Raw genomic sequence first — 23,742 nt, forward strand, 5'->3', positions numbered from 1 at the left:
CGTGACGCTCAGGGTTTCGTCGCAACGACCTGCACCACTGCGCTCCGGCCGCTGTGATGGCTGCCCTCGTGGATATCGCGTTCCAGCTCCTCCAGGCGGCGGAACTCCAGTCCCTTTAGCTCGCGCGCGAGGACGGCGCTGCTCATCAGCCGGTCCGGGTCACGCGGCCCGCCGCTGTTGAATTCCAGCTGCCGCGGCGTGTAGCCCTCCAGCAGGAAGACGCCCCCGGGACGCAGGGCCGCCACGACGCGCCGATGCAGCTCGGCGCGCAAGGGCGACAGGACATGGCAGTAGATCGACACGATGTTGTCCCAGCGCGCCGCGCCGAGGTCATAGTCCGCGAGGTCGGCGCAGATGGTCTCGACCTCGACGTCGTGCTCCGCCGCCAGCCTTGCCGCTTTCTCGAGCCCCACGGCCGACGCATCGACGGCCGTCACGGCGAAACCGCGCGCCGCCAGGAACACCGCGTTGCGGCCCTCGCCCTCGGCCAGGCACAAGACGTTGCCGGGTCGCAGTTCATCGACGTGAGAGGCGAGAAAATCGTTCGGCGCCTTGCCGTAGACATAGTCCTCGCGCCGGTAACGTTCGTCCCACATGCCAATCCGCCTGTATCGCTAAGGGGCAGAAAAGAGTTCGTGCACCGCGGCCTCGACGCTCGGCCAGGCCGGCGCAAACGGCGCGATGAGATCGAAATGGCCCGCCCCTTCGATCACTTCGACGACTGCGGCGTCGCCGGCCGCGCGGGCCTGCGCAGCGAAGCGCTCGCTCTGCGCCAGCGGCACGATCGAATCGAGGCGCCCGTGCAGCAACCGCGCGGGCACGCCGAGCGGCACCTGCTCGATCGGGCTGGCGGCGGCATAACGTGCGGGCACGGCCTCGAAGGCCCCGCCCAGCAGCGGTTCGACCGAAGCGTTGCAACTCCCGTCGCCCGCGGCGTAGTCCCTGAGGTCCGTGATCCCGGCGAGCGACACGACGCCGCGGACGGCGAGTGCAAGCCCGACGTCGAACGACCCGGCTTCGACTTGCTCCGCCGGCGGCACAGTTCGCCGCGACGCCAGCCACAGCGCCAGGTGCCCGCCGGCGGAGTGGCCGAGCAGCGCCACGCCGCGGTCCAGGTCGAGCGCGTTTTCTTCCGCCAGCACCCGCAGATGGTTTGTGCCGCGAACGACGTCGTCGAAAGTCCCCGTCCAGCCGCCGCCGGCATGGCCTATGCGCCGATACTCGACGGTCCACACCGCGAGGCCGCTGCGCGCCAGTGCTGCGCTCACGTGGCTGATGTGCTCGAGATCGTAGGCGGACTGCCAGCAACCGCCATGCAACACCACGACGACGGGGTGCGGCCCGTCGGCGGAAGGCAGCCGCAGCTCGCCGAACTGTTCCGGGTCGCTGCCGTAAGCGATGCGTCGCCCGGGCGGCGGCAGCGGCTGGGCCGTGATATCCGACCAGCTGACCACGGGATCATCCGTTGTGCGCATGGGCACCTGTGTACATGCGCCGATGAGCAATGTCACGCCGACCACCAGCCAGGCCAGGCCTCGCCGTATCGTCACCGATGCCGCAACCGGCGCGGTGACCGACGATGGGCAGGGCGGCCGAAGACGTGGCACCTACTCCTGCTCCGCCGTCTCCGGGTAGAGGTGATGCCACCACTCCGGCTGGTCCTTCAACCAGTAGTCGAACCAGGCCAGCATGGTGTCCCACCAGACGTAGCGCTTCTCGCGATCCAGGATCCAGTGGTCCTGGCCGGGGATCTCGATGAGCTCCACCTCGCGGCCCAGCAGCTTGAGCGCCGTGTACATGTTGTGGCTCTCGCCCGGCGGGACGTTGGTATCGGAGTCGCCGGTGAGCAGCAACAGCGGCGTCGTGACCTTGTCCGCGCTGTAGACGGGGCTCTGCCCCACGTAGAGTTCGGGGTTGTTCCAGGGGAAGGAGCCGTGGCTGGCGAGGCCGCTGTAGCTGTAGCCCCACCAGCCCTGGCCCCAGTACCCGGTCAGCGCGCTGATCCCGGCGTGCGAGATCGACGCGGCGTACAGGTCGGTCAACGTGGCCAGTTGCATTGTCATGAAGCCACCGTAGCTGGCGCCGATGTTGCCGATGCGCTCGCCGTCCACGAAGTCGTGCGCGGCGACAAATTTCTTCGTGCCCTCGATGATGTCGTCCGCCGTGTACTCGCCCCAGGTGTTGACGTGGAAGGCGGAAAACGCCTGGCCGTAGCCGGTGGCGCCGCGTGGCTGCAGCACGTAGATCACGTAGCCCTGCGCGGCCCACAGATTGAACGGATAGCGCCCGGTGAACTGCCTGTTCACGGGCCGCGTGCCGCCGTAGTAGTAGACGATCAGCGGGTACTTGCGCTGCGGATCGAAATCCGGCGGCAGGTAGTAGCGCCCGTCGATCTCGTCCCCGGCCGTGTTGGTGAACGTCCACGGCGCGACGCGGCCGAGCTGGACGTCGGGATACTCGAGGGGCTGGGTGTCGATCAGCGTGCGGTTCCGGTTGCGGCTCACGTCGACGAGGTGCACGCGCTGTGGCCGGTCCGCGTCGGTGCCGCGCACCGCGACCACCGGCCGGCGCCCCTCCGAGGCGGCGAACGACTCCATGACCTCCACGCCCGTCTCAAGCGGCGTGAAGCGCTCGCGGTCGGCGTCGAAGCGCAGCAAGGACTTGTAGTCGCGGTCCGTCACCGACACCAGCAGGTCCCCGCCGGGCAGCCGGTGGATCCCGTCGATCGACGGATCCAGGCCCCGGCTCATGCTGCGCGCGGTCTTGCCATCGACGGACAAGCGATAGAGCTGCGTGTCCATTTCGTTCGGCAACCGGTCCGCCTCGAAAGCGATGCCGTCGCCGATGGGCAGCCCCGGGCCGGACATCAGCCAGTAGCCTTCGGCTGCAAACAGGGCGCCGTTCAGCACGCGGTAGCGGCCGATCTCGCGCTGCTCGAGGTCTGCCAGGCTGATCTCGAAAAGGCGCGTCAGGCTGTGCGGCGGTTCCGCGTGGTCCGGAAACCGCTCCCAGGCGAGCAGCCGGTCGCCGTCCGGATGAATGTCGAGCAGGTTGACGGAGCGCTCGCCGGTCGTCAGGGGGCGGATCATCCCGCTGGCGACATCGACCTGGTAGAGCTGGCTGTTGTCGCGAAACGTCTTCCAGCGGTCGTCCAGGGCGCGCATGCGTCTTGCCTTCACGTCCTCGGCCTTGAACGGCTCGGTCCAGGAAAAAATGATCGAGCCGCTGTCCGGATGCCAGCGGAAACTGCCGAGGTTCTCGTGGTTGGCCAGCAACAATCGGGCCTCGCCGTCGGGCCAGCCATGCAGCCAGAGATTCTTGTCTTCCTGGATGGCGAGGAAACGGCCGTCGGGGCTCCAGGCCAGCGCCTTGGGCCGTTCGCCCGTCCACTGGCGCACGATGCCCCCTTCCTCCAGGTCGCGGATCGCCATGCGGCGTACGTCGAGGTCCGCGGCGTCGCTACGGCCGTCGAAGGCCAGCGCGAGAAACCGGCCATCCGGCGAGATGGCCATGCTGGCCACCGTCTCGGCATTTGTCAGGCGCTCCGGCGAGACGCGCCGCTCGGGCCGGGTGTGCGCCTGGACGCGGTCGACCGCGGTCTTGCCGTGCCAGCTCAGTGCCGGCGGGTCTTCGCCCTTCGGCCCGCGGTGCAACAGCCAGAGCGTGTGCGTGCCATTGCGCAGCGCCAGCTCGTGTCCCTTCTCATCGTCGCCGGTCACGGGCGTCACGCCATTGAACAGCGCCGTGCCCTCCAGGCCCTCGATCTTCAGGTGCCCCTTCACGAAGCGATCCGCATCCAGCTGCCAGGACCAGAGCCACAACGCCGCGGTCTCCGGATCGGTCGCCGTCTCCGAGTCGGCCGCCGACGCCGGCGAGCGCGCCTGCCAGGACAACGATTGCCCGAAAACCGGCACCCCGGCGCCGGCGCGCGGCATCGGGCCCTGCGCCGCCTGCGCGACGATGGCGCGCTGCAGTGCATCGGTCTTGTCGGAATCCCCGAGCAGGCCGGCCGAGAGCGGCAATGGCCCGAGTTCCAGCACCTGTTCCACCGGGACCAGGATGCCCTCGTCCTGCTCCGCGGGCGCCTCGGCCCACAGAGGCGGAACGACCAGCACCATCAAAACAGAGCAGACACAGCGAAAGCTTTTCATAGGCGAGTTTCCGGGCACAGGCAACGACAGGTGAACGGGACGAGGCGAGCTACGCGAGCCGGGTCACCAGTTTTTCGGCAGACGAGGATCGTCTTTGCCGAAGCGGCGGTACATTTTACGCCGCCTGTTGCGCTCGATTTCCCGGCGCCGTTCTTCGACGAACTTCCGGTCCAATCGTTCCGCAATCGAGACCGTCACGTGCGCGTACAGGTCGTACAAGCCGGTCTTTTCCAGCAGGGGACGCAACCCAAGGCCGAGAAATAAAATCAGCAGCAGGTGCCAGAGCAACAGCTCTGGGAATACGATCGCCGTGAGGATCACCAGCCAGACAAGGGCCATGTAAGTGCCCCTTGCGACCGGACCGTATTCGAACTTGTGTTCCGACATGACGCCCACCCAGCCTGTTATGCCGCCATCCCGACCTCGATATTAACGCCTCCGGGGTTGTACGGTCAGTCGCTCCCCTGCCTGGGGAGGTACTTCAGCTGTCACCCGGCGGATGCGGAAACGCATCGATAGGCTCCTCGAAGGCGATCGCCAGCACGCACGCCTCTGCGCCCGTGCACAATGCTTTGTGGGGCATCTCAGGCGGACCATAGGCGTAGATGCCGGGTTTCATGTCCACCGGGTCGTATCCGTCGTAAGTCACGCGAAGCGCGCCGGAGACGAGCACCATGCGTTCGGCCGAAGTATGCGTGTGGCGCGGGACGACCGCACCCGCCGGAACCTTGAAAAAGATATCCGCGTTCTTGCTGGATGGATCGCCATGCAGCACCGCGATCGCGCAGCCGTCCGGCATGAACTCCGGGCAGGGACCCCACTGCAGATCCGGATCCTCGTAAGACCAGCTCACGGGCGCCTCGCCCATCGACGGGGCCGCCGTCAACAACGTGGTGCAGCAAAAGGCGGTAAGAAACGCTGCGGTGATTTTCTTATGCCATGGCATTTGATAACTCCGATGTCAGCGCATAGTTGTTCCGGGTATAGCACATGGCCGCTCTCGCCACAGGCGCGTGAGTCGTTCGGGGCGCCACGTTCCTGCGACGGTTTTCTGGTATCTTCCCGTGAATTCGTTCGGACAAGAAAGATACACGAGCCGGTATCGGCGATACGCGGCGAAATCAGCGCGCTGCTGTGAAGCCAATTCGATCCGCCTGACCCACTACTTTTCCTGGAAAGGAGATTCGAATGAGCACTTCGGCAGGAGATGATGCCCAACAGATCGGCGCAATCATGCAGACCTACATCGAGGGCGCGCGCAACGGCAGCAGCGATCACCTGCGCCCCATCTTCCATGAACTGGCCACGATCTGCGGCTACGTCGGCCCGGACCTGTTCGCGGGACCCATCGGCATGTTCTACGAGTGGCACGACGACAACGGCCCGGCGGCGGATGTCGAGGCCGGCGAACCCCGCATCGACATCGAAGGCACCGCCGCGACCGTGCGCATCGAGATCGACAACTGGACCGGCCATCGCTTCACCGACTTCTTCACGCTGGTGAAGATCGATGGTCGCTGGCAGATCATGAGCAAAGTGTTTTACCTGCACCCAGAGTAAACACTGCAATTCAGCTGGAGCCCTTATGATGATCAGGCACACAGTTCTTCTCTCCGCATTGGGCTGCCTGGCCCTCGCCGCATGGATTCCCGCCTCGGCAGAAGCATTCGAGCAACCACCGGCCTGGACGACGGAGCAGGCTTCGTTTTTCCCTGCAGATCGCTCCCTGCAGCGCCCGGAAGACGGCGTGGCGCTGCCCGACGGCACGCTGCTGATCGCCGACCAGGTGCATGGTCTTGTTGCGTTGCGGGCCGACGGCACCACGCGACCGTTTGGCGATTTCGGTGCAGCGGGATACGTGCACGAGCCGCCGACTCGAAGCGCGGGGCCGAACGGGGTGGCGTTCGAGCCGGACGGGATCCACGTGCTCGTGGCCGACATATTCACCGGGGCGATTTACCGCGTCCACACCGGCAACGAGTCCGTCGAGCGGGTCTTCCAGCACGAGTTCGGCGCCAATTCGGCCCGGCGCGACAGCAGCGGCGCCCTCTGGTTCAGCCAGTCGACGGAGAACAACGGCCCGGACTCCGAAGCGAGGATGTTCGCGGCCGTGGACATGAAGCCGTCCGACGGTGCTGTCTTCCGACTGGCGCCGGCCGGCGGCGACGGGTCAGGCGCGACGGCCGAACTGAAGATCTCCGGGCTGGAATTCGCCAATGGCCTGGCGATCGACGAAGTGCGCGGCGAGCTGTACGTGGCGGAAACCATGGCCGATCGCATCCTCGGTTACCGCATGGACGTGGCGACCGGCGAGCTTACGGGTCGTCGCGTGGTCGCCGAGTTGCCGACACCGGACAATATCGAGGTCGATGCCGCCGGGCGGCTGTGGGTCGCCTCACCGATCGCCAACGCGCTGCTGGTCGTCGATCCTGAATCCGGCGAATGGTCGACCGCCTACTACCCGCAAACCGCGGCACACCAGCAGCTGCTGGCCGAATGGCAGCGCCGCACGGAGAGCGGCGAGCCGCAGCTGGAACTGTTCGGGCCGGACATGTGGTCGCCGCTGCCGGGATTGCTCACCGGACTGATCCTGACGTCCGAAGGCGGCCCCGTTTACCTCACCGGCCTCGGCGACACGCTCGTGAAACTGGAGGCCGGCCAGGAGTGACGGGGCGCGTCGTTTCAGTCCGCCACGGCGTAGAGGCGCCACGGATCCGGCACGCCCTTGAGCTGGTGCTCCCCGCGGTCCTCGAAGACGCAGCCCGAGCCGCCTGAAAGCTGCTGCACGGTCGAGGACACCATGATCTCGCCCGGGTCCCGCTAAGGTGTAAAGTCCCGTAACATCACGCCGAGGCTGGCAGACGAGTCGGACCGTGTCGGGCTACCACTACTACTTCATATCCTCGCCGCTGCATTTCCTGCTCGCCGTCAACATGGCGATCCGTCACAAAGACGTGCGCAGCATTGCCGTGATCTCCTCCCGCATCGAGAGCAACGCGAAGCTGCTCGGCGAGGTGATCAGCCGGGACGGGCAGGTCTTTTGCGACGTGCTCACGCTCGAGAGCGGTCCGGGCCGTGGCCAGGGCAGCAAGGCGCGCCAGCGCAAGAAGCGCATGAAAGTGCTGCACGACTATCTCGCAAAGCGCCCGGCGGCCAAGATTTTCACCGGCAGCGACCGGCACGTCGAGTTCCAGTACGCCATGCACGTCGCCCGCCGGCATGACCCGGCCGTGGAAGGAATCTACCTCGACGACGGCCTGCATACGTATCTCGGGTCGCGGCGCATGCACAGTTTCCAGCACAAGTACGGCGACGCGCTGCTGAAAAAGCTCTACTACGGCACCTGGTGGAAGAACCCCGTGATCCTCGGGACCTCCGGATGGATTTCCGCGGTCTACGCCGTGTTTCCGGAGCTCGTCCACCCCGTCTACCGGGAGATGGGCAAGACCGTGCGGCCCTTCGACAGCCGCTACTTCGACACGCCCGAGTTCGAGCACATGTCGCGGGCGCTGGCGGAGGTAACGGGCATCGACCGGACGACCCTCGGCGAGATCGACTTCGTCCTGCTGCTGACGCACGAGCAGCACTATGCGGACACCTGGGCGCACACGGAGAGGATGATGCGGATGCTCGGCGCACGCTGCGCGCCCGAGCGCATCGCCATCAAGGCTCATCCCCGCTCGCAACTGCTGGACGAGTTGCGCAAGAGATATCCGCGCGCAGTGCATCTCGACAACCGCGTCGGCTTCGAATTGCTGCTGCCTTTTCTTCGCGAGGACTGCGTGTTCCTCGCCGACATCAGCTCCTCGCTGTTCACCGTGAAATGGCTGCAGCCGACGCAGCGCGCGATCGCGATCGAGGTGCCGCACCCCACGATCGAGCACTACCGCGGCGAGCTGCAGTCGCTGTTCCGCAAGATGGGTATCGAGCAGCTGTCCTACGAGGCGCTGGAAAGCGAGTTGTCTGACGAGGCGCCGGGCCGGTAGTCGAACCCGGAGGCTCGCTGGCGACTCGAATGCCCGCTCGAGGGCCATTGGCCCGCTTCAGTCCGATGGACGCCAGCGCGCGTGCGCCCAGAGCCGCTTCAGCTTCGCTACCAGGGGATGGCGCCGGATGCCGCGCGTCCGCCCGATGTCGCCCCAGTGCTCGGCTCGGAGTCCATAGGCTGAGAGCCGCTCGACGAGCGCCTCGACCGAACCCGTGTCGATGTCGAACTCGATGAACTGTTCGGGGCGGTCGGCCATGAACGCCCGGACTTCCGCCAGGTGGGTGTCCCATTCCCGGCGCCAGGTTTCGGCCAGTTCCTCCGTGGAGGCGATTCCCCGCTGCTTCATGACGCGCTGGGCAAACTCGCCATGCCCATGTTTCAGGCGTGAGCGGATCCAGTCCTCGCGGTTGCGGACGTTGAGCAACAGGAGGGTGTCCGGGTAGTCGCGCATGATCTCCCGGAAGTGCCGGATGGGCTCGAAGCTGTCGCGCTCCGTCTGGTAGATCAGGTCGGCGAAAAACACGTGATCTTCCATCCCGGCGAAAATCTTGCGCCTGGCCTCGAGGTTCTGCTGCATGAGCAGCGCGGCATTGCGGCTGCGCCGCAACGGCCGGCGAAGCCTGTACTTCACCACCGGGTGACCGGCGCCGCGAAACAATTGCTCGAGGCTGCGCGTGCCGCACTTGTGAAAGCCGATCTGCACGACTCTCGGCAGCGTGTCCGTAGGTCTCGTGTGGGGTGTCATGCGCCTGATCTCACCTGCTCCCCGATCGTTCATTGCCCTTCCCCTCGCGCATGCGCAGCTGGATACGCCGGATCCAGGTCCTGAGGCGCGCCGTCCAGCTGTCCTGCTGGTAACGCCCCTTGCTGACATGGCGTATACGGTACACCCCCGGCACGTCGACGGGCTCCCCTCGGGTGCGCAGCAGCCAGCGGAAAGCCCGATCCTCGTGCGCCTTGGCCCAGTGCGCTACCGGCTTCTGGTAAACCCCGAGCTGCGCACAATAGCCACAGGCGCGCGCCACGTCGCCGTGCGCGATCTGCAGCGGCCCGGTGGCGCGGTCGCGCTGTTGCGGTGCGAACGCAGCGGGATCGATGTCGAGCAGCCCCGGCTCGCCCTTGCCGGCTTCCAGCACCGCGTCCCCGGGTTCGAGCACGGCGGAACAATGCTCGGTACGCGGGAACACCAGGGTGTCGCGCCGTCCCTGCAAGGCATCGGCCAGGCCGTCGAGGCAGCCGGCGCCGAACACCACGTCGCAGTCCGTGAACCAAATCCAGTCGGCGCCGGTGTTGCGCGCGGCGTGGTTGCGGCCGATGGCGCGCCGGAACAGGTGGAATTTGTCGAGTGCCTGCCAGTTCCAGGTCACGCCGGGCACCTCGATGGCAGAGAAGTGATCGAGCAACGCGACGGTGGCGGCGTCTTCCGGAGAGTAATAGACGGTCATCGTCACCCGGCAGCGCTGCGGCGGATGCAGGACCAGCGAGCTGAGCTGGTAGGCCTGCATGTGCGCATAGCCCCAGCAATGGCTCACGATCTCGATCTCCAGCTGGCCGGTGGCGGCCCTGCGCCCGGACTCCGGCGGAATGCTCCGGAGGAACCAGCGGGCCGGCACCCAGCCGCTGGCAGCGAGGCGCATGAACAGGAGCACGACACGATCGGCGAGCGACTCGCGCGGTGCGCTGCTCATGGCCGCCCGCCCGGTGAAGTGCCGGTAAGCACGTGATCAGGACTCATGGCGGGGAGTGCTCCATCGGGCCTATTGTCACTTGCCGTGATGGAAAGCCCAAGCCCGCGGGACCGTCGCCGCCGCTCCAGGGAACACCGCTCAACCGCGAAGCAATAAAAAACGGCCGGGAGATTGCTCTCCCGGCCGCTGTTGGTTCGGTGGTAAAGGGTGGGCCAGATGGCTCACCCGACCACCTTGGGCTTAGTCGATCGCGTCGATGATCGTCTGACGACCCTCAGGGAATTCCTGCGGGGTCCAACCGTTCTGTTCCGCATGGCCCCTCAGCGCACCGTCGACCGCGGGGTCGGAGGAGGCATGGCAGCTCATGCAGGCCGCAGAATTGACACCCTCGAGGATGTCGTCCTGCAGGTTGGTGTAGTCGTCATCGCCGCCGGCGCCGACCGTAGTGGCCATCGCCTGCGTCGGATCGGGCAGCACCGCGAAGTCTTCCACATGGCAGGCCAGGCAGGCGTTGAGCGCCCGCGGATAGGTCGGCGATGAGAAAGTGTGGTTCTGCTCGACGTCGTCGGATCCGAACACGATGGAACGTCCGTCGCCCGGCCAGTTGGGAAGCTGATCCGCACTATCGGCCCAGGCATAGATGCCGCGGTTCCGGTAGATGACGTACGGCTTGCCAGTGGCGCCGGCCGAATGGATCGCGTGCAGCATGGTCTTCATCTCGAACGTCTCGCCAACCTGGCCGTCATAGGCCTCGGAGGCATCGACACCCTGGCCGACACGAACATACTGGTCGTTGGACGCCGGGTTGTGGCAGAGGTTGCACATCTCGACGTTGTCGACCCGGTTGCCGCCGTGCTGGTACATGGAACCGACATGGCACTTCAGGCACTCGCCGCTGTCGACGACAGCGCGGCGCGTGTCCACCGGCAGCTCGCCATCACCGACGACCCACTCGCGGGTCGGCGTGAAGGCGCGGACGCGCATGGTGTCGGTCGGGTCGACGACGTTGACCACACGCGGCTTGCCCTGCAGGGCAACAATACCGCGCTCGGCGTCGACATCGTCCACCGGGATGGTGGTCGTGGCGACGTTGCCGGAGCAGGTCGTGTTGTCGGTGGTGACCCCCACGGCTGCAGCCTGCCCCGGAGCATTCGCCAGCCCGATGATGGGGTCATCGCCCTGGAAGTAGCTGCGCAGCATGCTCAGGTTGCCTTCGCCGTCGGCATGGAACACCGGGGCGGTATCACCCACGGTGGCGTTACACGGATTGACCGCGACGCCGTCGTAGGTGGCCGACCAGGAGATCGCCAGGTCGGTACCGTCATCGACGATCCCGTCGATCGTCCAGACGAACTTGTTGCCTTCGGTGACGGACGTGTCCTCACCACCGAAGATGATGCCGCCGCGACCGGTTTCGAGGCCGTCGTGATAATCCGCGACGGTCGCGCCTGCAGTGCTGCCGTCGTGGCAAGCAGAGCAAGCGGTCGGTGCTGTCGGATCCGGGATGTTGAGGTGGAACTCAAGACCCGCCGTGAAGCCGAAGCTTTCCAGAGAGCCATGGCAGCTCAAGCAGCCCGGGCCCGAGACGGGCATGGCGTTCGCCGCCTCGAGGGCGGTGGCGCCGTCTGCGGCCGGGACGACGTCATCGCGATGGCAGACGCTGCAGTTCGTCATATACGTCGGATAGCCGACGTCGTAGACGGTGTCGCGCCGCGACACGAACTCGCCATCCGGGAAGTTGGCCGAGTTGTGGATGCCGTGGATGATCTCGGCGATCTGGCCGTATGACGGACCCTCGCCCGGCGTACCGCCCGTGTGGCAGACCACGCAGGCGTCCACGGTCATCGGGGCGGAGTAATGGCCGCCGCGATTGTCCGGGGCGAACCGTCCGACTTCACCGCTGGCGCCGTGGCAGTCGACACAGGCCTGGTTGCTGGCCAGCCCGGCGAGCGGAATGGCATCCGGGTAGTCACCCAGGGCCACGACCTCGAGGTCGTTGTCCCCGACGCGGAGAATCATCAGGTAACGCTGGTTGCCGGGCAGCAGTGCGACGCCATCGGGGATGGTGACGGTGTAATCGCCGCCACCGTCGTTGGTGAACGTCACGAGGTCGAGCCCAGGGTTATCGCCCCTCGGAGGAAAGCGTAAACCCGTACGATCCGTGCCGTCCCAGGCGTAGGCCCGGTACAGCGTCGCGCTGTCTGCAGGTTCGCCATCGACCGTCACGCTGAACGTGACTTCCACGTCGGTGCCGTCGTCGGTAACGACGAAATCAGAAAACGCCGCGGCCTGCGGCACGTCGAATTCATGACCCGCAGTGGCATCAGCGAAGGAGCCGGCGTCGTGACATACGGCGCAGGACTCGATGGGTGTCGTGACTACACCCGGGCCCGGAGGACCTTCAGGTCCCGGAGCGCCTGGTGCCCCAGGAGGGCCGGCAGGCCCCGTGTCGCCGTCATCGCCTTCACAGCCGGCGAGTCCGAAAGAAGCAGCACACACCAGTGTCGCTGCCAGTAACCATTTACTTTTCATTATTCCCTCCAAAGGGATTCAGAGCGCTTCCCCAAAATATGCATTCCGCATAACCTCAACCTAGAGGTTCCCGACGGAATGCTCACGCTGGATATTGGTCTGCATCAGAGACTTGAACAATTAGGACATTTACGCAGTAAAGACATGAATGAGAAGCATTCCTGTCTGGCTTTCGGGGGCTCCTGGCGAGTCGAATTCGGGCCTTTATTACGCCTCGATGACGGGCATCCGGACTGATCGAGGGGCGGGCCGGAATCGACTGCGGCGGGTTGGCGCCCTGTCGAAAGGCCTGCGAGGCCGGGTTTCTACCCCGCCTTTCTCGCGATATACACGCCATAGCTGAAGTGAGCCTTGCAGGTCTCGTAGAGGGCGATCTCTTTTTGCTCCGCCTCCACCAGGCCCCGCGCCTCGACGCTGTGGCCGTGACGCTCGAGGAACCCGGGGAACCTGGCCTGCATGGGCCGGTAGTACTCGTCCAGCCAGCAGCGCTCCGGAAGGACGAAATAACCGGTCGGCGTGTAGCCGTGCTCTTCCAGCACCCTCAACTTGGCTGAGGCCAGGTCGATCTCGGGATACTCGCGATCCCAGTGTTCCTGGAGTTCCGCCGGTCGTGTGTCAGTGAGCCAGGTGATCTCGGAAGCCACCAGCAGGCCACCGGGTTTCAGGAAACGCTTCCAGCCTGCCACACCTTTTTCGAACCCGATGTTGTAGATCGCGCCCTCGGACCAGATGACGTCCAGTTCCCCGTCCGCGAACGGCAGTTCGTCCATGGAGCACGCCAGCGTCGAGACGCGGTCGGCGACGCCGAGCTTCTCGGCCTGCTCCTCCAGGACGTCGAGAAACTCCTGCAGAAAGTCCACCGCCGTGATCCGGGCATTCAGGAGTCGCGCAAGCAGCAGGGTGGACGCGCCCGTCCCGCACCCGATGTCCGCGATCTTCAGTGGCGCAGACCGGTCGATGCCGGCGAGGTCGAGCGCCCGCTCGGTCTCGGCGTCCCCGCCCGGGCCCTGTCGATGGCCCGGCTTGTGCAGGTCGACCAGGAGTCGAAAATCATCCATGACCTTTTCTCCTGCGACGCATTTCCCGCAGCGCGGTGATCACCAGGAACACGACAGTCAAAGGAATCACGAAATACACCATTGCCAGGCTGAACCGCGGCAATGCGTCATGCTGGGATACCGCCAGGACCAGGTAGAGCGTGTAAGCCACGTAGTAACCGAGCAACAGCGTGCCTTCCGGCCGGCTGATGACGCCACGGGTGAAAAACATCGGCAGGCAGGCCAGCGCGACCGCGATCATGACCGGCAGATCGAAACCGACGACCGAGGGTGACACCGCCATGCCGGCGGGCGCGATGACACTGGCCAGGCCGAGCACCCCCATGAGATTGAAAAGGTTGCTGCCCACCACGTTGCCCACCGCGATGTCGCGCTCTCCACGCAAAGCCGCGACGACGGAAGTGACCACTTCCGGAAGGGACGTACCCGCCGCGACGATCGTCAGGCCGACCACCAGTTCGCTCACGCCAAGGTAGCGGGCGAAGTCCACCGCGCCGTCCACCAGCCAGCGCGAGCCGAGCACCAGCAGTGCAAGGCCACCGACGACCATGCCGATGTCCTTCAGTCGGCCGGTTCCGGCCGATCCTTCAGTGCCGAAGTTCCTGGCGTATTCCTCTCTCACGCCGGCACTTTCCCGGCGGCTCTGGTAGACCAGGAACCAGAAGTAAGCGACGAGGCCCGCGACCAGCAGGAGGCCATTGGCGCGACTGAGGTTCTCATCCAGCGACAGGACCAGGACAAGAACGGAGAGCGCGATCATCAGCGGCACATCGAGGCGCACCAGCTGTTGCGAGACAACCAGCGGCACGATCATCGCCGAGAGGCCGAGAATGAAGAGGACGTTGAAGATATTGCTTCCGACCACGTTGCCTACTGCGATGCTGGCCTGGCCGGACAACGCCGACTTGATGCTGACCGCGAGCTCCGGGGAACTGGTGCCGAAGGCGACGACGGTCAACCCGATCACCAGGGGCGAGATGCCGAGCACCGCCGCCAGGCGGGAGGCGCCGCGGACCAGCGCTTCCGCACCGGCGATCAGCAAAGCCAGGCCCGCGATGAACAACATGATCGCCATATCAACGCTTGACGCGAGCTACTTGTACCTGGCGGAGGTGATGAACTCACCGAACGCTTCACACCACACGATGACGGTGGTGTACTCGGAGGGGTTCACTCCGGGCGGCACCGGCACGACGAAATTGTTGAAAGTCTTCACGTCGCCGACCAGCGCCATGGTGGTCTTGAGGCGCTCGAAAGCTTCCTCCGTCTCGACGAACTCGGGCGACAGGTAGAGCTTGTAATCCGGGCCCGGCGCCAGCCTGCCCATATGCGTAACGGAGCGCTCGCTTACCGTGATTCGGCCCTCACCCCAGTGCAATGCGTCACTGTCCTCCAGGTCGCGGCGAAACTCCGAAGTGTAGGTCGCCGACCGGGCCGCTGTTGACACTTCCGCCACGGTCGGCGCATCCGGAGCGATAAGGATCGGCAGCGCATAGATGCCGGCAGCAAAACCCAACGCTGCGACGGCACCATGTGAAGCGAGGAGCAAGATGACATGGCGCATTTTCAATGTGGAGACTCCGGCTGCGGGATGAGGAAGACCAGCACGATCAACGCAAGTTCAGATCCCCATGAAAGAAAGCGGCCGTGGCCCCGCCGTCCATCAGGATATCGCTGCCCGTGATGAAAGCCCCGTCCGGCCCCATCAACAGCGCCGCCACGGTGGCTACCTCGTCCGCGGTGCCGGCACGGCCGGCGGGACAGCCCTCGATCATCCGCCGGTAGCCGTCGCCATGCGGACCGCTCAGCTCGGCGCGGGAAAGCGGGGTCATGACGATACCCGGGCTGATCGCGTTGACCCTCGCCCTTCGGAGCCCCCAGCGCACCGCTTCGGCCTGGACCCGCAGGCTCTTGCCATGGTTGGAGAGTTCGTAAGCGTGCAGTGTGTCCCCGAGCCGCTCCGACTGGAGCAGGGGAAGGCCCAACAGCTCCTCGGCGGGCGTCGTGGCCAGGGCCTGGTCCTCTTCGGGGGTCAGCGCAGGCAGGCGGTGCCCGGCCTGGGATGCGATGACCACCGCCGCGCCTCCCGGCGCCACCACTTCGCCGAACGCTTCCAGGACGACGGCCGTGCCGTAGAGATCGACGCGGACGACCAGCTCCGGGCGGGACATCGACGGCGAAGCGCCGGCCGCGTGGACCAGACCGGTGACCGCACCCATCCCGGCGGCCTTTTCCGCCAGCGCCCGCACGGACGGCGGGTCCGTGATGTCCACGGTCGCCGTGCTCACCTGGAACCCCGCGTCCAGCAGCGTCTGCGATGCGGCCTGCGCGTTCTCCTCCCGCAGGTCCGCGACCAGGATGTGCTTGCCGGCGCCGACCCGCCGGGCGATCGCGGTGCCCATCGAGCCGGGGCCGATGATGACGAGGATTGTGGTTTCGGATGGATCAGTCATGGTCGAACTCTAGCGGCACCCGATTTCCACGCGACGGTTGAGCGAACGTCCGGCCTCGGTGGAATTGTCCGCTATCGGCTGCTGCTCGCCGCGCCCCTCGGCCGACACACTCCCGGCGTCGACGCCGCGCTCGACGATCGCCGCCGCCACCGCCTCGGCGCGCCTCTGTGACAGCTTTTCGTTGTAGGTATCGGAACCCTCGCTCGAGGTGTGACCGATGACGGTGATCGCCGCCGCGTCCGAGTCCTTCAGCCCGGTGGCCAGCGCCGCCAGGAGTTCTTCTGACTCCGGCCTGATGGTCGCCGAGTCGAAGTCGAAATTGATGCCGTGAATGATGGCGCCGCAACCCAGTGGCTGAACCTCCTGCTCGGAGCACTCGGTCGTGATGCCGGGCGCAGCGTCACCCGAGTAGAGCCGGAAGGGCGCCCCGTTGGTGGAGCGGACACCGCTGATGTTGCCGCTATCGCCCACGGCCAGGACGAACGTGCTCGGAATATCGCCCGTGCGGGTCTTGCCGGTAGCGCGCAGCAGGTTGCCGCTGACCGTGCCTTCCAGGTCGCCGACACGGTCGTAGCAACCGGACACAAGGGCACCTTCTTGCTTGAGTTCCAGCAGGACGCCTCGGCCTTTCCATTTGCCATGGAAAGCATCGGACTGCGGCACGGTTTCCTGCATCCCGTAACCGATGATTTCGCTGAACTCGAGAAAGGTCTTGTCGCGCTGGATGTCGATGCCGCCCGCCAAAGTCACTCGCACCCAGCGGACAGGCCTTTCGTCAGTAACCGGGATGGACGTCACCTGGCCTTTCGCAGCATGAGTTTCCAGTGTCGCCGTTGCCAGGACACCGAAATCTCCCTCGGCTCCGCTGTCCGAGCCGGCGATCTCCACGTTCCTCACGAAGGTCTGCGACGGACTCGGCGTCTCGAGCACATTGGGGACGGCGAACTCCGTGAACGTGGTCGAGGCAGGGAGCTGGTAAACGAAGGAAATACGCGTCTCCGCATCCCCCGGCTTTGGCGTCAACCCGTAGCCCCCTTCGTTGCCGTCGATGGCGAGCAGTGCCTGTTCCATGCCCACCTTCAACGCTGCGGCGTCATTTTCCAGCGCGACCGGAAGGGCGCCCTGGGCGAAGCCCAGGTAGTCGACACGTTGCCCGGATTCGTCCGCGACAGCCGGCAATGGCGTCGAGATGACAACGGACAGCAAGCAAGCCCCAAGGCGCGCTATATGGTTCATTCCGTTCTCCCTTCGCTGCGCAATATCGCGCGAGGATACCGGGCCTTACTTGACTATGGATACGAGCTCGAGCTCGTACACCAGGGTTGAACCCGGCTTGATCATCCCGACTTCGCGGTCGCCAAAGGCGAGTTCCGGAGGAATGACGAGCCTTATCTTTCCGCCTGGCTTGATCAACTGCAGTCCTTCTCGCAGGCCGGGCATCATGCTCGATATGGAGTCGACCGATGTGCCTGCCGTGTACGAGTCATCCATGCGCCGGCCGTCGATGAGTTCCCCGACACCCCGCAACACCACGCGGTCCGTCGGCGACGGATGCCGGCCTTCGCCGCGCTCCAGGATGGTGTACTGCACCCCGCTCGATGTCGTCGAGACGTTGCCCAGCGCGCGGTTCTCTTCGAGGTAGCGCATCCCCGCCGCACGATTCTCTGCCGCTTTCTTTCGCTCGACGGCCGGGTCTTCGGGTGCGACTTTAGCCACCGCAGGCGCAGCAGGTGTCGGCAACCAGCGGTATTTCTCGTCCAGGTAAAGTCGCGTCATCGCAACGAGGTTCTGCTCGAACCGTGAGATTTCCTCGGAAGAACATCCGTGCCTCGAGAAGAGCTCGTCTATGCCGTTCAGCGTCCTCGTCGCGCCGCCATGACTCAAAGTCCTGACGGCGGATCGTTCGGCACGGCCGCCGAGAGAGTCGCAGACCTCATCACAAAGCGGAACCAGGCCCGGCTTCAGGACATAGGTGAATCGATAGACCTCGCCTCCGCCTTGCCCTTCATAGAGGCCGTCGCGGTCGAACATGTCGTAGGTCGGCGTCTTCTTCGTCACGACTTTCCTGACCAGTTCATCTCCGCACGATGCGCCGAAACCTTTGGCATACCCGACCAGGTAGGCGTTGGCCAACGCGGGCAGCAGCGAGAAGTCCTGGGGTTTCTCTCCCAGGTCCTCCGATAGCGAGAGGATCGCACCGAGCTTCTGGCTGAGGGTGCGTTGGATGGATGCATCGAATCGCTTGATCATGTCGAGGTCGTTTTCGTAGATGGCCTGCAAATAGGCGCCTCCGGACAGGCCGCAAAAGGCACCACTACAGCTTCGCTCACCGTTCTTCCAGCTGGCGACCGGATTTGCGCGTGCCGATGCAACCCTTGATTCAGCAGTGACAACGCCGCACAGCACGGGTAACTGATCGTAATTTCCGCTGTCGAAAGAGCCGTAGATCGCGTAGAGCTCATCCAGGCTGACGTACTTGCGCTGGTCCCTGCTGTACCAGGAATTGTGACTCCGCAATGCAAGAAACGGCGCATCACCGGCGAGCATCCGATATTCCCGCTCGGTGAAATTCTGGTTGTCCTGGGATTGGAAGGCCTTGTAGCTGATGACGCTCGGCAGACTGGCGCACACAGGCCGATTCTCTTTGTCCAGATACTGTTCGAACGTCATTACCAGCACGTCACCGTATTCTGTGCTGATCAGTTGCTGCGCGTGTGCAGTGCCGGTCGAGCCAAGACACAGGAAAACAAGGCAGGCCGGTGCAAGAAGCGCTTTTCGTAGAGCCATGTGATTACCTGTTGAAAAATTCAGACCTGGTAACGGTTGGAAAGCGCTTCCTGGGCCGTGCGCACGATACCGAAAGCCGAGCGCAGGTAGCGCCGGTGCAGGCCGGACAGCTCGTCCGGGTCGACAAGGTGATTGGGCTTCTCGCCGCGATCGTAAAGCGCGACCTGGTGGCGCAGGCGCACGTTGCCGATGAAGCGCAGGGCGTGGATCAGGTCATCCGCATCGCGTTCGTTCATGATGCCCTGCTCACCGGCGGCGCGGAGGCGCTCCTCGGTATGGACCGCGCTGATCGCGCCCTCCAGTGCGCGCACCCGGGCCAGGTCGACGATTGGAATCACGCCGCGTTTCTTCAGGTTCAGGCCCTGGCTTTTTTCGCCGTCGTGCTCCTGGACGAACTGCCGGAAAAGACCCAGCGGGGGTCGGTGACCCATGGACTCGGCCGCCAGGAAGCGCCGGAATATCTTGCTCTGGCTGGCTTGCTGCAGGACTTCGGATTGCAGGCGTCGCGGCATGGCCAGGTCACCTGCCACACCGCGCATATCGAAAAAGATGCTCGACTGCATCACCGACTTGGGTTTCGGCTCCAATATCCAGCGCGAAAACGTCCTGCGCCAGTCGGCGTAACCCATGCGCCATTCCCCCTTCGCCATCACGCCGCCGGGGCAATAGACATAACCACATTCATTGAGCCCGTCGCAGACGAAATCCGCCAGTTTCCGGAAGTACTCGGCCGCCTCGCCTTCGGGAGATTCGGCCAGCAGCAGGCCGTTGTCCTGGTCGCTGACCAGGCCCTGCTCGAGCCGGGCCTGGGAGCCGAATGCCATCCAGGTCCAGGCCATGGGTGCCTCGCCCAGTTGATCCTGGGCCAGCGCGAGCAGGCGGCGCGTGCAGGCATCGGTGATCATGCTGGCCACCCGCCCGACTTCGGTCACCTGGCTGCCCATGCGGGCCATGACGGCGAGCATGCCGGGCCCCTGGCGGCCCAGTTGGGCGACCATCGTGGCGCTTTCGGCGCGCTGGATGTCGCGCACCAGCCGCAAGGGGTGCGGCGACTGCTGGCGCAAGAGATCACCGGAGCTGATCACGCTGGCCAGCCGGCCATCTTCCCCGATCACCGGCAGGTGATGAATGCCCAGGCGCATCATCTCGAGCAGGGCGTCCTCGATCCTGTGGCTGGTCATGACCGTGATCGGGTCCGGAGTCATCACGTCCGCGATCGGTCGGGCGGGGTCCACGCCCCGTCCCAGCACCCGGTTGCGCAGGTCGCGGTCGGTGACGATGCCGACCAGGGCACCGTCTCGCAGCAGCGGCACGCAGCTGACCTGGTGCCTGCTCATCAGTGCGGCCGTCTCGCTGATCGAGCCGCCCGGATCCCCGGTGATCGGGGCGCGCAGGGGCAGCTCGCCCAGCCGGGTCGGGCGATGAGCACTGGCTTCGCGCAGGCGCGCGCCGGGCCCGTCGCTGAAAAACCTGGCGAAGCGGGGATGACGCTGTCCCAGGTCGGCGAGCGTGGCAGCGGGCAGGTGGAGCAGCTCCAGGTCTTCGCTGGCCTCGACCGCGTAGTGGCAGGCTGCGCCGTCGAAGCGCACGGCGTGGCCGAACAACTCGCCCTCCCCCCGCTGCTCCAGCGGACGGCCGTCGGCTGCCTTGAGCACTGCCGCGCCTGCGACGATGACATAGAGCCCATGATCGCCCGGCTGGCTGAATTCACCGACGGCTTCGCCCGCGCGGAAGCTCACGGCCTGGCCGGCGCCGACCAGGCGCTCGATCTCTTCGCCTGGCAGCTCTGAAAAAGGGGCCACATTGGCCAGGAACGCACAGGAATCTGCAGGCCGCATCGGGCTTGTATCCATATCAGTAATTGACCCGGGCATAGTACGTTTTCTGGGCCGCCGCACGCGCCTGGCCCAGGGTATGAATCCCTTTCTCGGCAAGCAGCGGGATGAGCTTGACCAGGATTTCGGCGGTCACCATGGCGTCGCCGATGGCGGTATGGCGACCGATGATCGTCAGGCCGAAGCGTTCGGCGATGGCTTCCAGGCGATGCGAGTCCTGGTTCTCGTGGACGAGGGCGGACAGCAGCAGGGTATCGAGCACGGGGTGATCGAAGCGCACCCCGGTCGATTTTTCCTTGACCTGCAGGCAGCGCATGTCGAAAGCTGCGTTGTGTGCGACCAGGACGGTGTCCGCACAAAAGCCGTGAAAGGCCGGCAGGACCGTCTCGATGGTCGGCTGGCCCTTGACCATGTCCGGCGTGATGCCGTGGATCGGAATGCTCGCGGGGGGGATGACGCGTTTCGGGTCCACCAGCTGGTCGAAGAACTCCTGGCTCAGCACCTTGCCGTTGACGATGCGCACCGCGCCGATCTGGATGATCTCGTCGCCCTCGGCCGGATTCAGTCCGGTGGTCTCGGTGTCGAACACCGTATAGGCCAGCTCGGTCAGCGGACTGTCGTCGAGACTCAGGGTCCGCTCGGTGGTCCGGAACAGGTCGAAATCGTAATACTCGGGCCTGCTTTCATGATGCATGAACGTGGCGGCCGGTAACTCCTCCTGGGCCGCGGCCAGGGGCAGCAGCAGGCGGAACAGGCAGCGGTGCCGTGCATCGTCGATTTCCTGTTCGATCCAGCATTCGCCGCCATGACGTTCGAGCACGTCGCGCACGGTCAGCGACAGGGTCTCGGATCCGACCTGGATCGGCTCGTCATCCCAGCCTAGCCGGGCCTTGTCGTTCGCACCATCGCAGGGCGTCCAGATCAGGTCCAGCACGCCCTGGCCTGATTGCTTGCCGACGCGCAGCGTGAGCGCGCTGACCCCGCAGTGCCGGCGCAGGCGCCCGGCCAGGTGAAGCACGGCCTGCAGCAAGGTGAAACTCTCGACTTTCAGCCAGACGTCCCGGTCGCCGCGCTCGACATCGACGCTAAGCTCGAGCTCCGATTCGAGGCGCCGCACGGCGGCTTCGATCAGGTCGTCACCGAGCATGTCTTCCAGCGGCCAGCGTGAGCGCAGGGCGCGGCCCGCGGTCGGCTGCGCCTCTTCGAGCCGTCGACTGAGCCCCTGGACTTCTTCCCGGATCACTGCGAGCAGCCGCTCGCGCAGTTGTCCCGGAATGTCGGGCAACTCCAGGACCTCGGCTGCGGCCCGGGCGCTGGCGAGCGCCGACCGGCTGTCCTCGGTCAGGTTGGTCAGGATCCGGTTTTTCTCTGCATGGGCCTGCATGTCCTCGGTAATGTTTTCGATCAGCAGCACGAAGCCAGTCATGGTGTCCGTGGTTCGGGCGCCCTGGTCGTCGCTCTCGACGTCTCGGACGGGGCTCATCTGGACCCGCAGCAGCTTGCCGGACTGGGTTGCAGTCACGAACTGCGCTGACGGGGCGTCGGCGCCACGGTGCAGTCGACGCTGCACATTTTCCAGCGCATGGCTGACCAGCTTGCGGTCGAGCACGGTGTAGATCGAGCGGCCCAGGCCCATCAGCTCGGCCCCGCCGGCGGGTGTCGGCAGGCGTGAAAGGCGGCGGAACTGGAGCCGTGCCCGGTTGTTGTAGAGCAGGATGCGACCATCAAGATTGCAGACGACCACGCTCTTGGTCAGCTCCGACATCAGCGCGGCGAGCCGGTTCTTTTCCAGTTCCGTCTGACGGCTCGCGGCACGGACGCGCTGGTCCATTTCCGCCCTGAGCGCTTCGCGCTGGGTGACCAGCTGGCCGATGGCCTCCGCCAGGCGACGGTTCTCGGCGCTGCCGCGAGGCGTGGGCAATCGCTGCGCATCGGTTTCGAGCAGCAGCCGGGCATCCTCGGCCAGCTTGGCGGGGGCGCGAAGGTAATGTTCGATCAGGTAGCGCAGCGCGGCCGCGGCCGGCACCAGCGAGCCGGCCCACAGAAACAGCAGCAGCCCGCCCTTGCCACCGAGCGCCTCGAGCACCGTTTGCCAGTCACCGGGATCGAGCACGGCCCACAGCAGGACGCCGGCCACGACCAGCCACAAGAGACAAACCAGGCCGACGATGGCAACGCCCGCGACCAGGCGCCAGTCCAGCGGCCTCATCGGTCTGCACCGAGCAGTTGTCGGACCTGGTTGACCAGGTCGGCGGTGGAAAAGGGCTTGACGATGTAAGCGTCGGCGCCCAGCGCCTTGCCCTTGGCAATGTCGGTTTCGCGCGCCCTGGCGCTCAGCATCACGATGGGGATGTGGCGCAGCGCCGGGTCTGCCCGCACCTGCTGGCAGACCTCGAAACCGGACTGGCCCGGCATCGTGGCATCGAGAATCACCAGGTCCGGCGGCTGTTGCCGGATCAGCTTCATGGTCTGGTCGCCGTCCCGCGCCAGGCTGACGTCGTATCCCTGGCGCTGCAACAGGTATTCCAGCGAGATCAGAAGGTTTGCTTCGTCGTCGGCGATCAGGACCCTGCTGGCCATGGTGTTGGCCTCCTTGGCGCCCAAGATAACAAGTGAATGAGGGATTTTAGCCTCGACTTTGGTTGCATGCCGATCACCGGACCGAACGGCAGGCGATGGCCAGGGCGGGATCGTCCGGCGGCAGTTCTCGCCAGTCCGCGCCCGACAGGTAGCCGTCGGCATCCAGTTCTACGTCGGCATGCAGGTCCGCCCGCCGGTTTGCCTGGCAGTCGAACACGACCGGAATCTGGCGTGGCGGCATCCATCTTCCGAGCAGCACGACGCTGGTCATCACCTGTCCGGGCTGGGCGGGGTGAGTGCGGTTACGTCGGGTATCCAGCGTCACCGCACGCAGGCTGAGGGGGCGGAAGTAGGTCCACGGCCGGTACCAGCTCGACTCGCGGCTGACCGAGACCACCTCGACGCCTTCGGGCAGCGACGCCATGGTGCGCGGCAACCAGGTGTATTCCATCCAGACCATGAAGGCGATCATGGAGAGGCCGGCCGCGGCCGGTACCAGCCAGCCCGGCAAGCGGCGTCCGATCGCCACGTTGATCGCCATGACCACGCCAGCCGCGGCCACTCCCAGGACGATCGCAGCCAGGAATTCGAGCAGCATGGGTCAGTGCTCCAGGAGAAGGGTACGGAAATGATACTGCCCGACCACGTGGCCGGGCAGTATCATGACGCG

21 protein-coding genes are annotated in these 23,742 nt (G+C 65.4%); 3 read left to right on the plus strand and 18 right to left on the minus strand.

Translation table 11 applies throughout. The features are described from left to right. Positions 1-8: 8 nt before the first annotated feature. The 5 genes from G6032_RS15205 to G6032_RS15225 all read right to left on the minus strand — a co-directional run bounded on the left by G6032_RS15205 (position 9) and on the right by G6032_RS15225 (position 5,097). Positions 9-596: a class I SAM-dependent methyltransferase gene (locus G6032_RS15205; protein ID WP_165283015.1), complete on the minus strand. Its 588-nt coding sequence runs from the start codon at positions 594-596 to the stop codon at positions 9-11. A gap of 18 nt (positions 597-614) precedes the next feature. Further along, the gene (locus tag G6032_RS15210; RefSeq protein WP_206212018.1) at positions 615-1,550 is read right to left on the minus strand and encodes an alpha/beta hydrolase; all 936 of its coding nucleotides are present in this window, start codon (positions 1,548-1,550) and stop codon (positions 615-617) included. A 57-nt stretch (positions 1,551-1,607) separates the two neighbouring features. Beyond that, entirely contained in the window at positions 1,608-4,151 is a 2,544-nt protein-coding gene (locus tag G6032_RS15215) for a prolyl oligopeptidase family serine peptidase (protein WP_165283016.1), read from the minus strand. Positions 4,152-4,214: 63 nt separating this feature from the next. After that, a complete protein-coding gene (locus G6032_RS15220) occupies positions 4,215-4,538 on the minus strand; it encodes a hypothetical protein (RefSeq protein WP_165283017.1) in 324 nt (107 codons plus the stop codon). Positions 4,539-4,632: 94 nt separating this feature from the next. Then, the gene (locus tag G6032_RS15225) at positions 4,633-5,097 is read right to left on the minus strand and encodes a cupin domain-containing protein (RefSeq protein ID WP_165283018.1); all 465 of its coding nucleotides are present in this window, start codon (positions 5,095-5,097) and stop codon (positions 4,633-4,635) included. 242 nt (positions 5,098-5,339) lie between these two features. Here G6032_RS15225 and G6032_RS15230 point away from each other — a divergent pair, with 242 nt between their 5' ends. From G6032_RS15230 to G6032_RS15240, 3 genes are all read left to right on the plus strand, one after another. Next, positions 5,340-5,711: a nuclear transport factor 2 family protein gene (locus tag G6032_RS15230; protein WP_165283019.1), complete on the plus strand. Its 372-nt coding sequence runs from the start codon at positions 5,340-5,342 to the stop codon at positions 5,709-5,711. Between the two features lie 28 nt (positions 5,712-5,739). Beyond that, the gene (locus G6032_RS15235) at positions 5,740-6,819 is read left to right on the plus strand and encodes an SMP-30/gluconolactonase/LRE family protein (RefSeq protein WP_165283020.1); all 1,080 of its coding nucleotides are present in this window, start codon (positions 5,740-5,742) and stop codon (positions 6,817-6,819) included. A 205-nt stretch (positions 6,820-7,024) separates the two neighbouring features. After that, on the plus strand, positions 7,025-8,137 hold the full coding sequence (locus tag G6032_RS15240) for a polysialyltransferase family glycosyltransferase (protein WP_165283021.1): 1,113 nt from the start codon (positions 7,025-7,027) through the stop codon (positions 8,135-8,137). Positions 8,138-8,194: 57 nt separating this feature from the next. Here the strand turns inward: G6032_RS15240 and G6032_RS15245 are convergent, their stop codons facing one another. From G6032_RS15245 to G6032_RS15305, 13 genes are all read right to left on the minus strand, one after another. Continuing rightward, positions 8,195-8,884, minus strand: a complete 690-nt coding sequence (locus tag G6032_RS15245; protein ID WP_165283022.1) for a sulfotransferase — start codon at positions 8,882-8,884, stop codon at positions 8,195-8,197. Positions 8,885-8,894: 10 nt separating this feature from the next. Further along, on the minus strand, positions 8,895-9,827 hold the full coding sequence (locus tag G6032_RS15250; protein WP_165283023.1) for a glycosyltransferase: 933 nt from the start codon (positions 9,825-9,827) through the stop codon (positions 8,895-8,897). 240 nt (positions 9,828-10,067) lie between these two features. Next, positions 10,068-12,125 (minus strand): hypothetical protein, encoded by a 2,058-nt coding sequence (locus tag G6032_RS15255; protein ID WP_165283024.1) that lies wholly within the window; start codon positions 12,123-12,125, stop codon positions 10,068-10,070. 539 nt (positions 12,126-12,664) lie between these two features. Next, positions 12,665-13,417 carry a class I SAM-dependent methyltransferase gene (locus tag G6032_RS15260; RefSeq protein ID WP_165283025.1) on the minus strand — a complete coding sequence of 251 codons (753 nt, stop codon included), beginning with the start codon at positions 13,415-13,417 and terminating at the stop codon, positions 12,665-12,667. Next, positions 13,410-14,483, minus strand: a complete 1,074-nt coding sequence (locus G6032_RS15265; protein WP_240902349.1) for a calcium/sodium antiporter — start codon at positions 14,481-14,483, stop codon at positions 13,410-13,412. The genes G6032_RS15260 and G6032_RS15265 overlap by 8 nt, the downstream gene beginning before the upstream one ends. Positions 14,484-14,510: 27 nt before the next feature. Next, positions 14,511-14,981, minus strand: a complete 471-nt coding sequence (locus G6032_RS15270; protein ID WP_165283027.1) for a DM13 domain-containing protein — start codon at positions 14,979-14,981, stop codon at positions 14,511-14,513. A 46-nt stretch (positions 14,982-15,027) separates the two neighbouring features. Further along, on the minus strand, positions 15,028-15,870 hold the full coding sequence (locus tag G6032_RS15275; RefSeq protein ID WP_165283028.1) for an SDR family oxidoreductase: 843 nt from the start codon (positions 15,868-15,870) through the stop codon (positions 15,028-15,030). 9 nt (positions 15,871-15,879) lie between these two features. Beyond that, positions 15,880-17,076, minus strand: coding sequence for an OmpA family protein (locus G6032_RS15520; RefSeq protein ID WP_206212019.1), 1,197 nt, complete (start codon positions 17,074-17,076; stop codon positions 15,880-15,882). A 75-nt stretch (positions 17,077-17,151) separates the two neighbouring features. After that, positions 17,152-18,657 carry an FKBP-type peptidyl-prolyl cis-trans isomerase gene (locus tag G6032_RS15285; protein ID WP_165283029.1) on the minus strand — a complete coding sequence of 502 codons (1,506 nt, stop codon included), beginning with the start codon at positions 18,655-18,657 and terminating at the stop codon, positions 17,152-17,154. A 20-nt stretch (positions 18,658-18,677) separates the two neighbouring features. Next, the gene (locus G6032_RS15290; protein WP_165283030.1) at positions 18,678-20,495 is read right to left on the minus strand and encodes a putative nucleotidyltransferase substrate binding domain-containing protein; all 1,818 of its coding nucleotides are present in this window, start codon (positions 20,493-20,495) and stop codon (positions 18,678-18,680) included. Between the two features lie 16 nt (positions 20,496-20,511). Further along, the gene (locus tag G6032_RS15295; protein ID WP_165283031.1) at positions 20,512-22,701 is read right to left on the minus strand and encodes a PAS domain-containing protein; all 2,190 of its coding nucleotides are present in this window, start codon (positions 22,699-22,701) and stop codon (positions 20,512-20,514) included. Beyond that, complete coding sequence (locus G6032_RS15300; RefSeq protein WP_165283032.1) at positions 22,698-23,072, minus strand: response regulator; 375 nt, start codon at positions 23,070-23,072, stop codon at positions 22,698-22,700. The genes G6032_RS15295 and G6032_RS15300 overlap by 4 nt, the downstream gene beginning before the upstream one ends. A 73-nt stretch (positions 23,073-23,145) precedes the next feature. Next, positions 23,146-23,670, minus strand: a complete 525-nt coding sequence (locus G6032_RS15305; protein WP_165283033.1) for a hypothetical protein — start codon at positions 23,668-23,670, stop codon at positions 23,146-23,148. Between the last annotated feature and the right edge of the window lie 72 nt (positions 23,671-23,742).

Origin of the sequence: Wenzhouxiangella sp. XN24, from assembly GCF_011064545.1 — a bacterium.
In the GTDB taxonomy this organism is placed as follows: domain Bacteria; phylum Pseudomonadota; class Gammaproteobacteria; order Steroidobacterales; family XN24; genus XN24.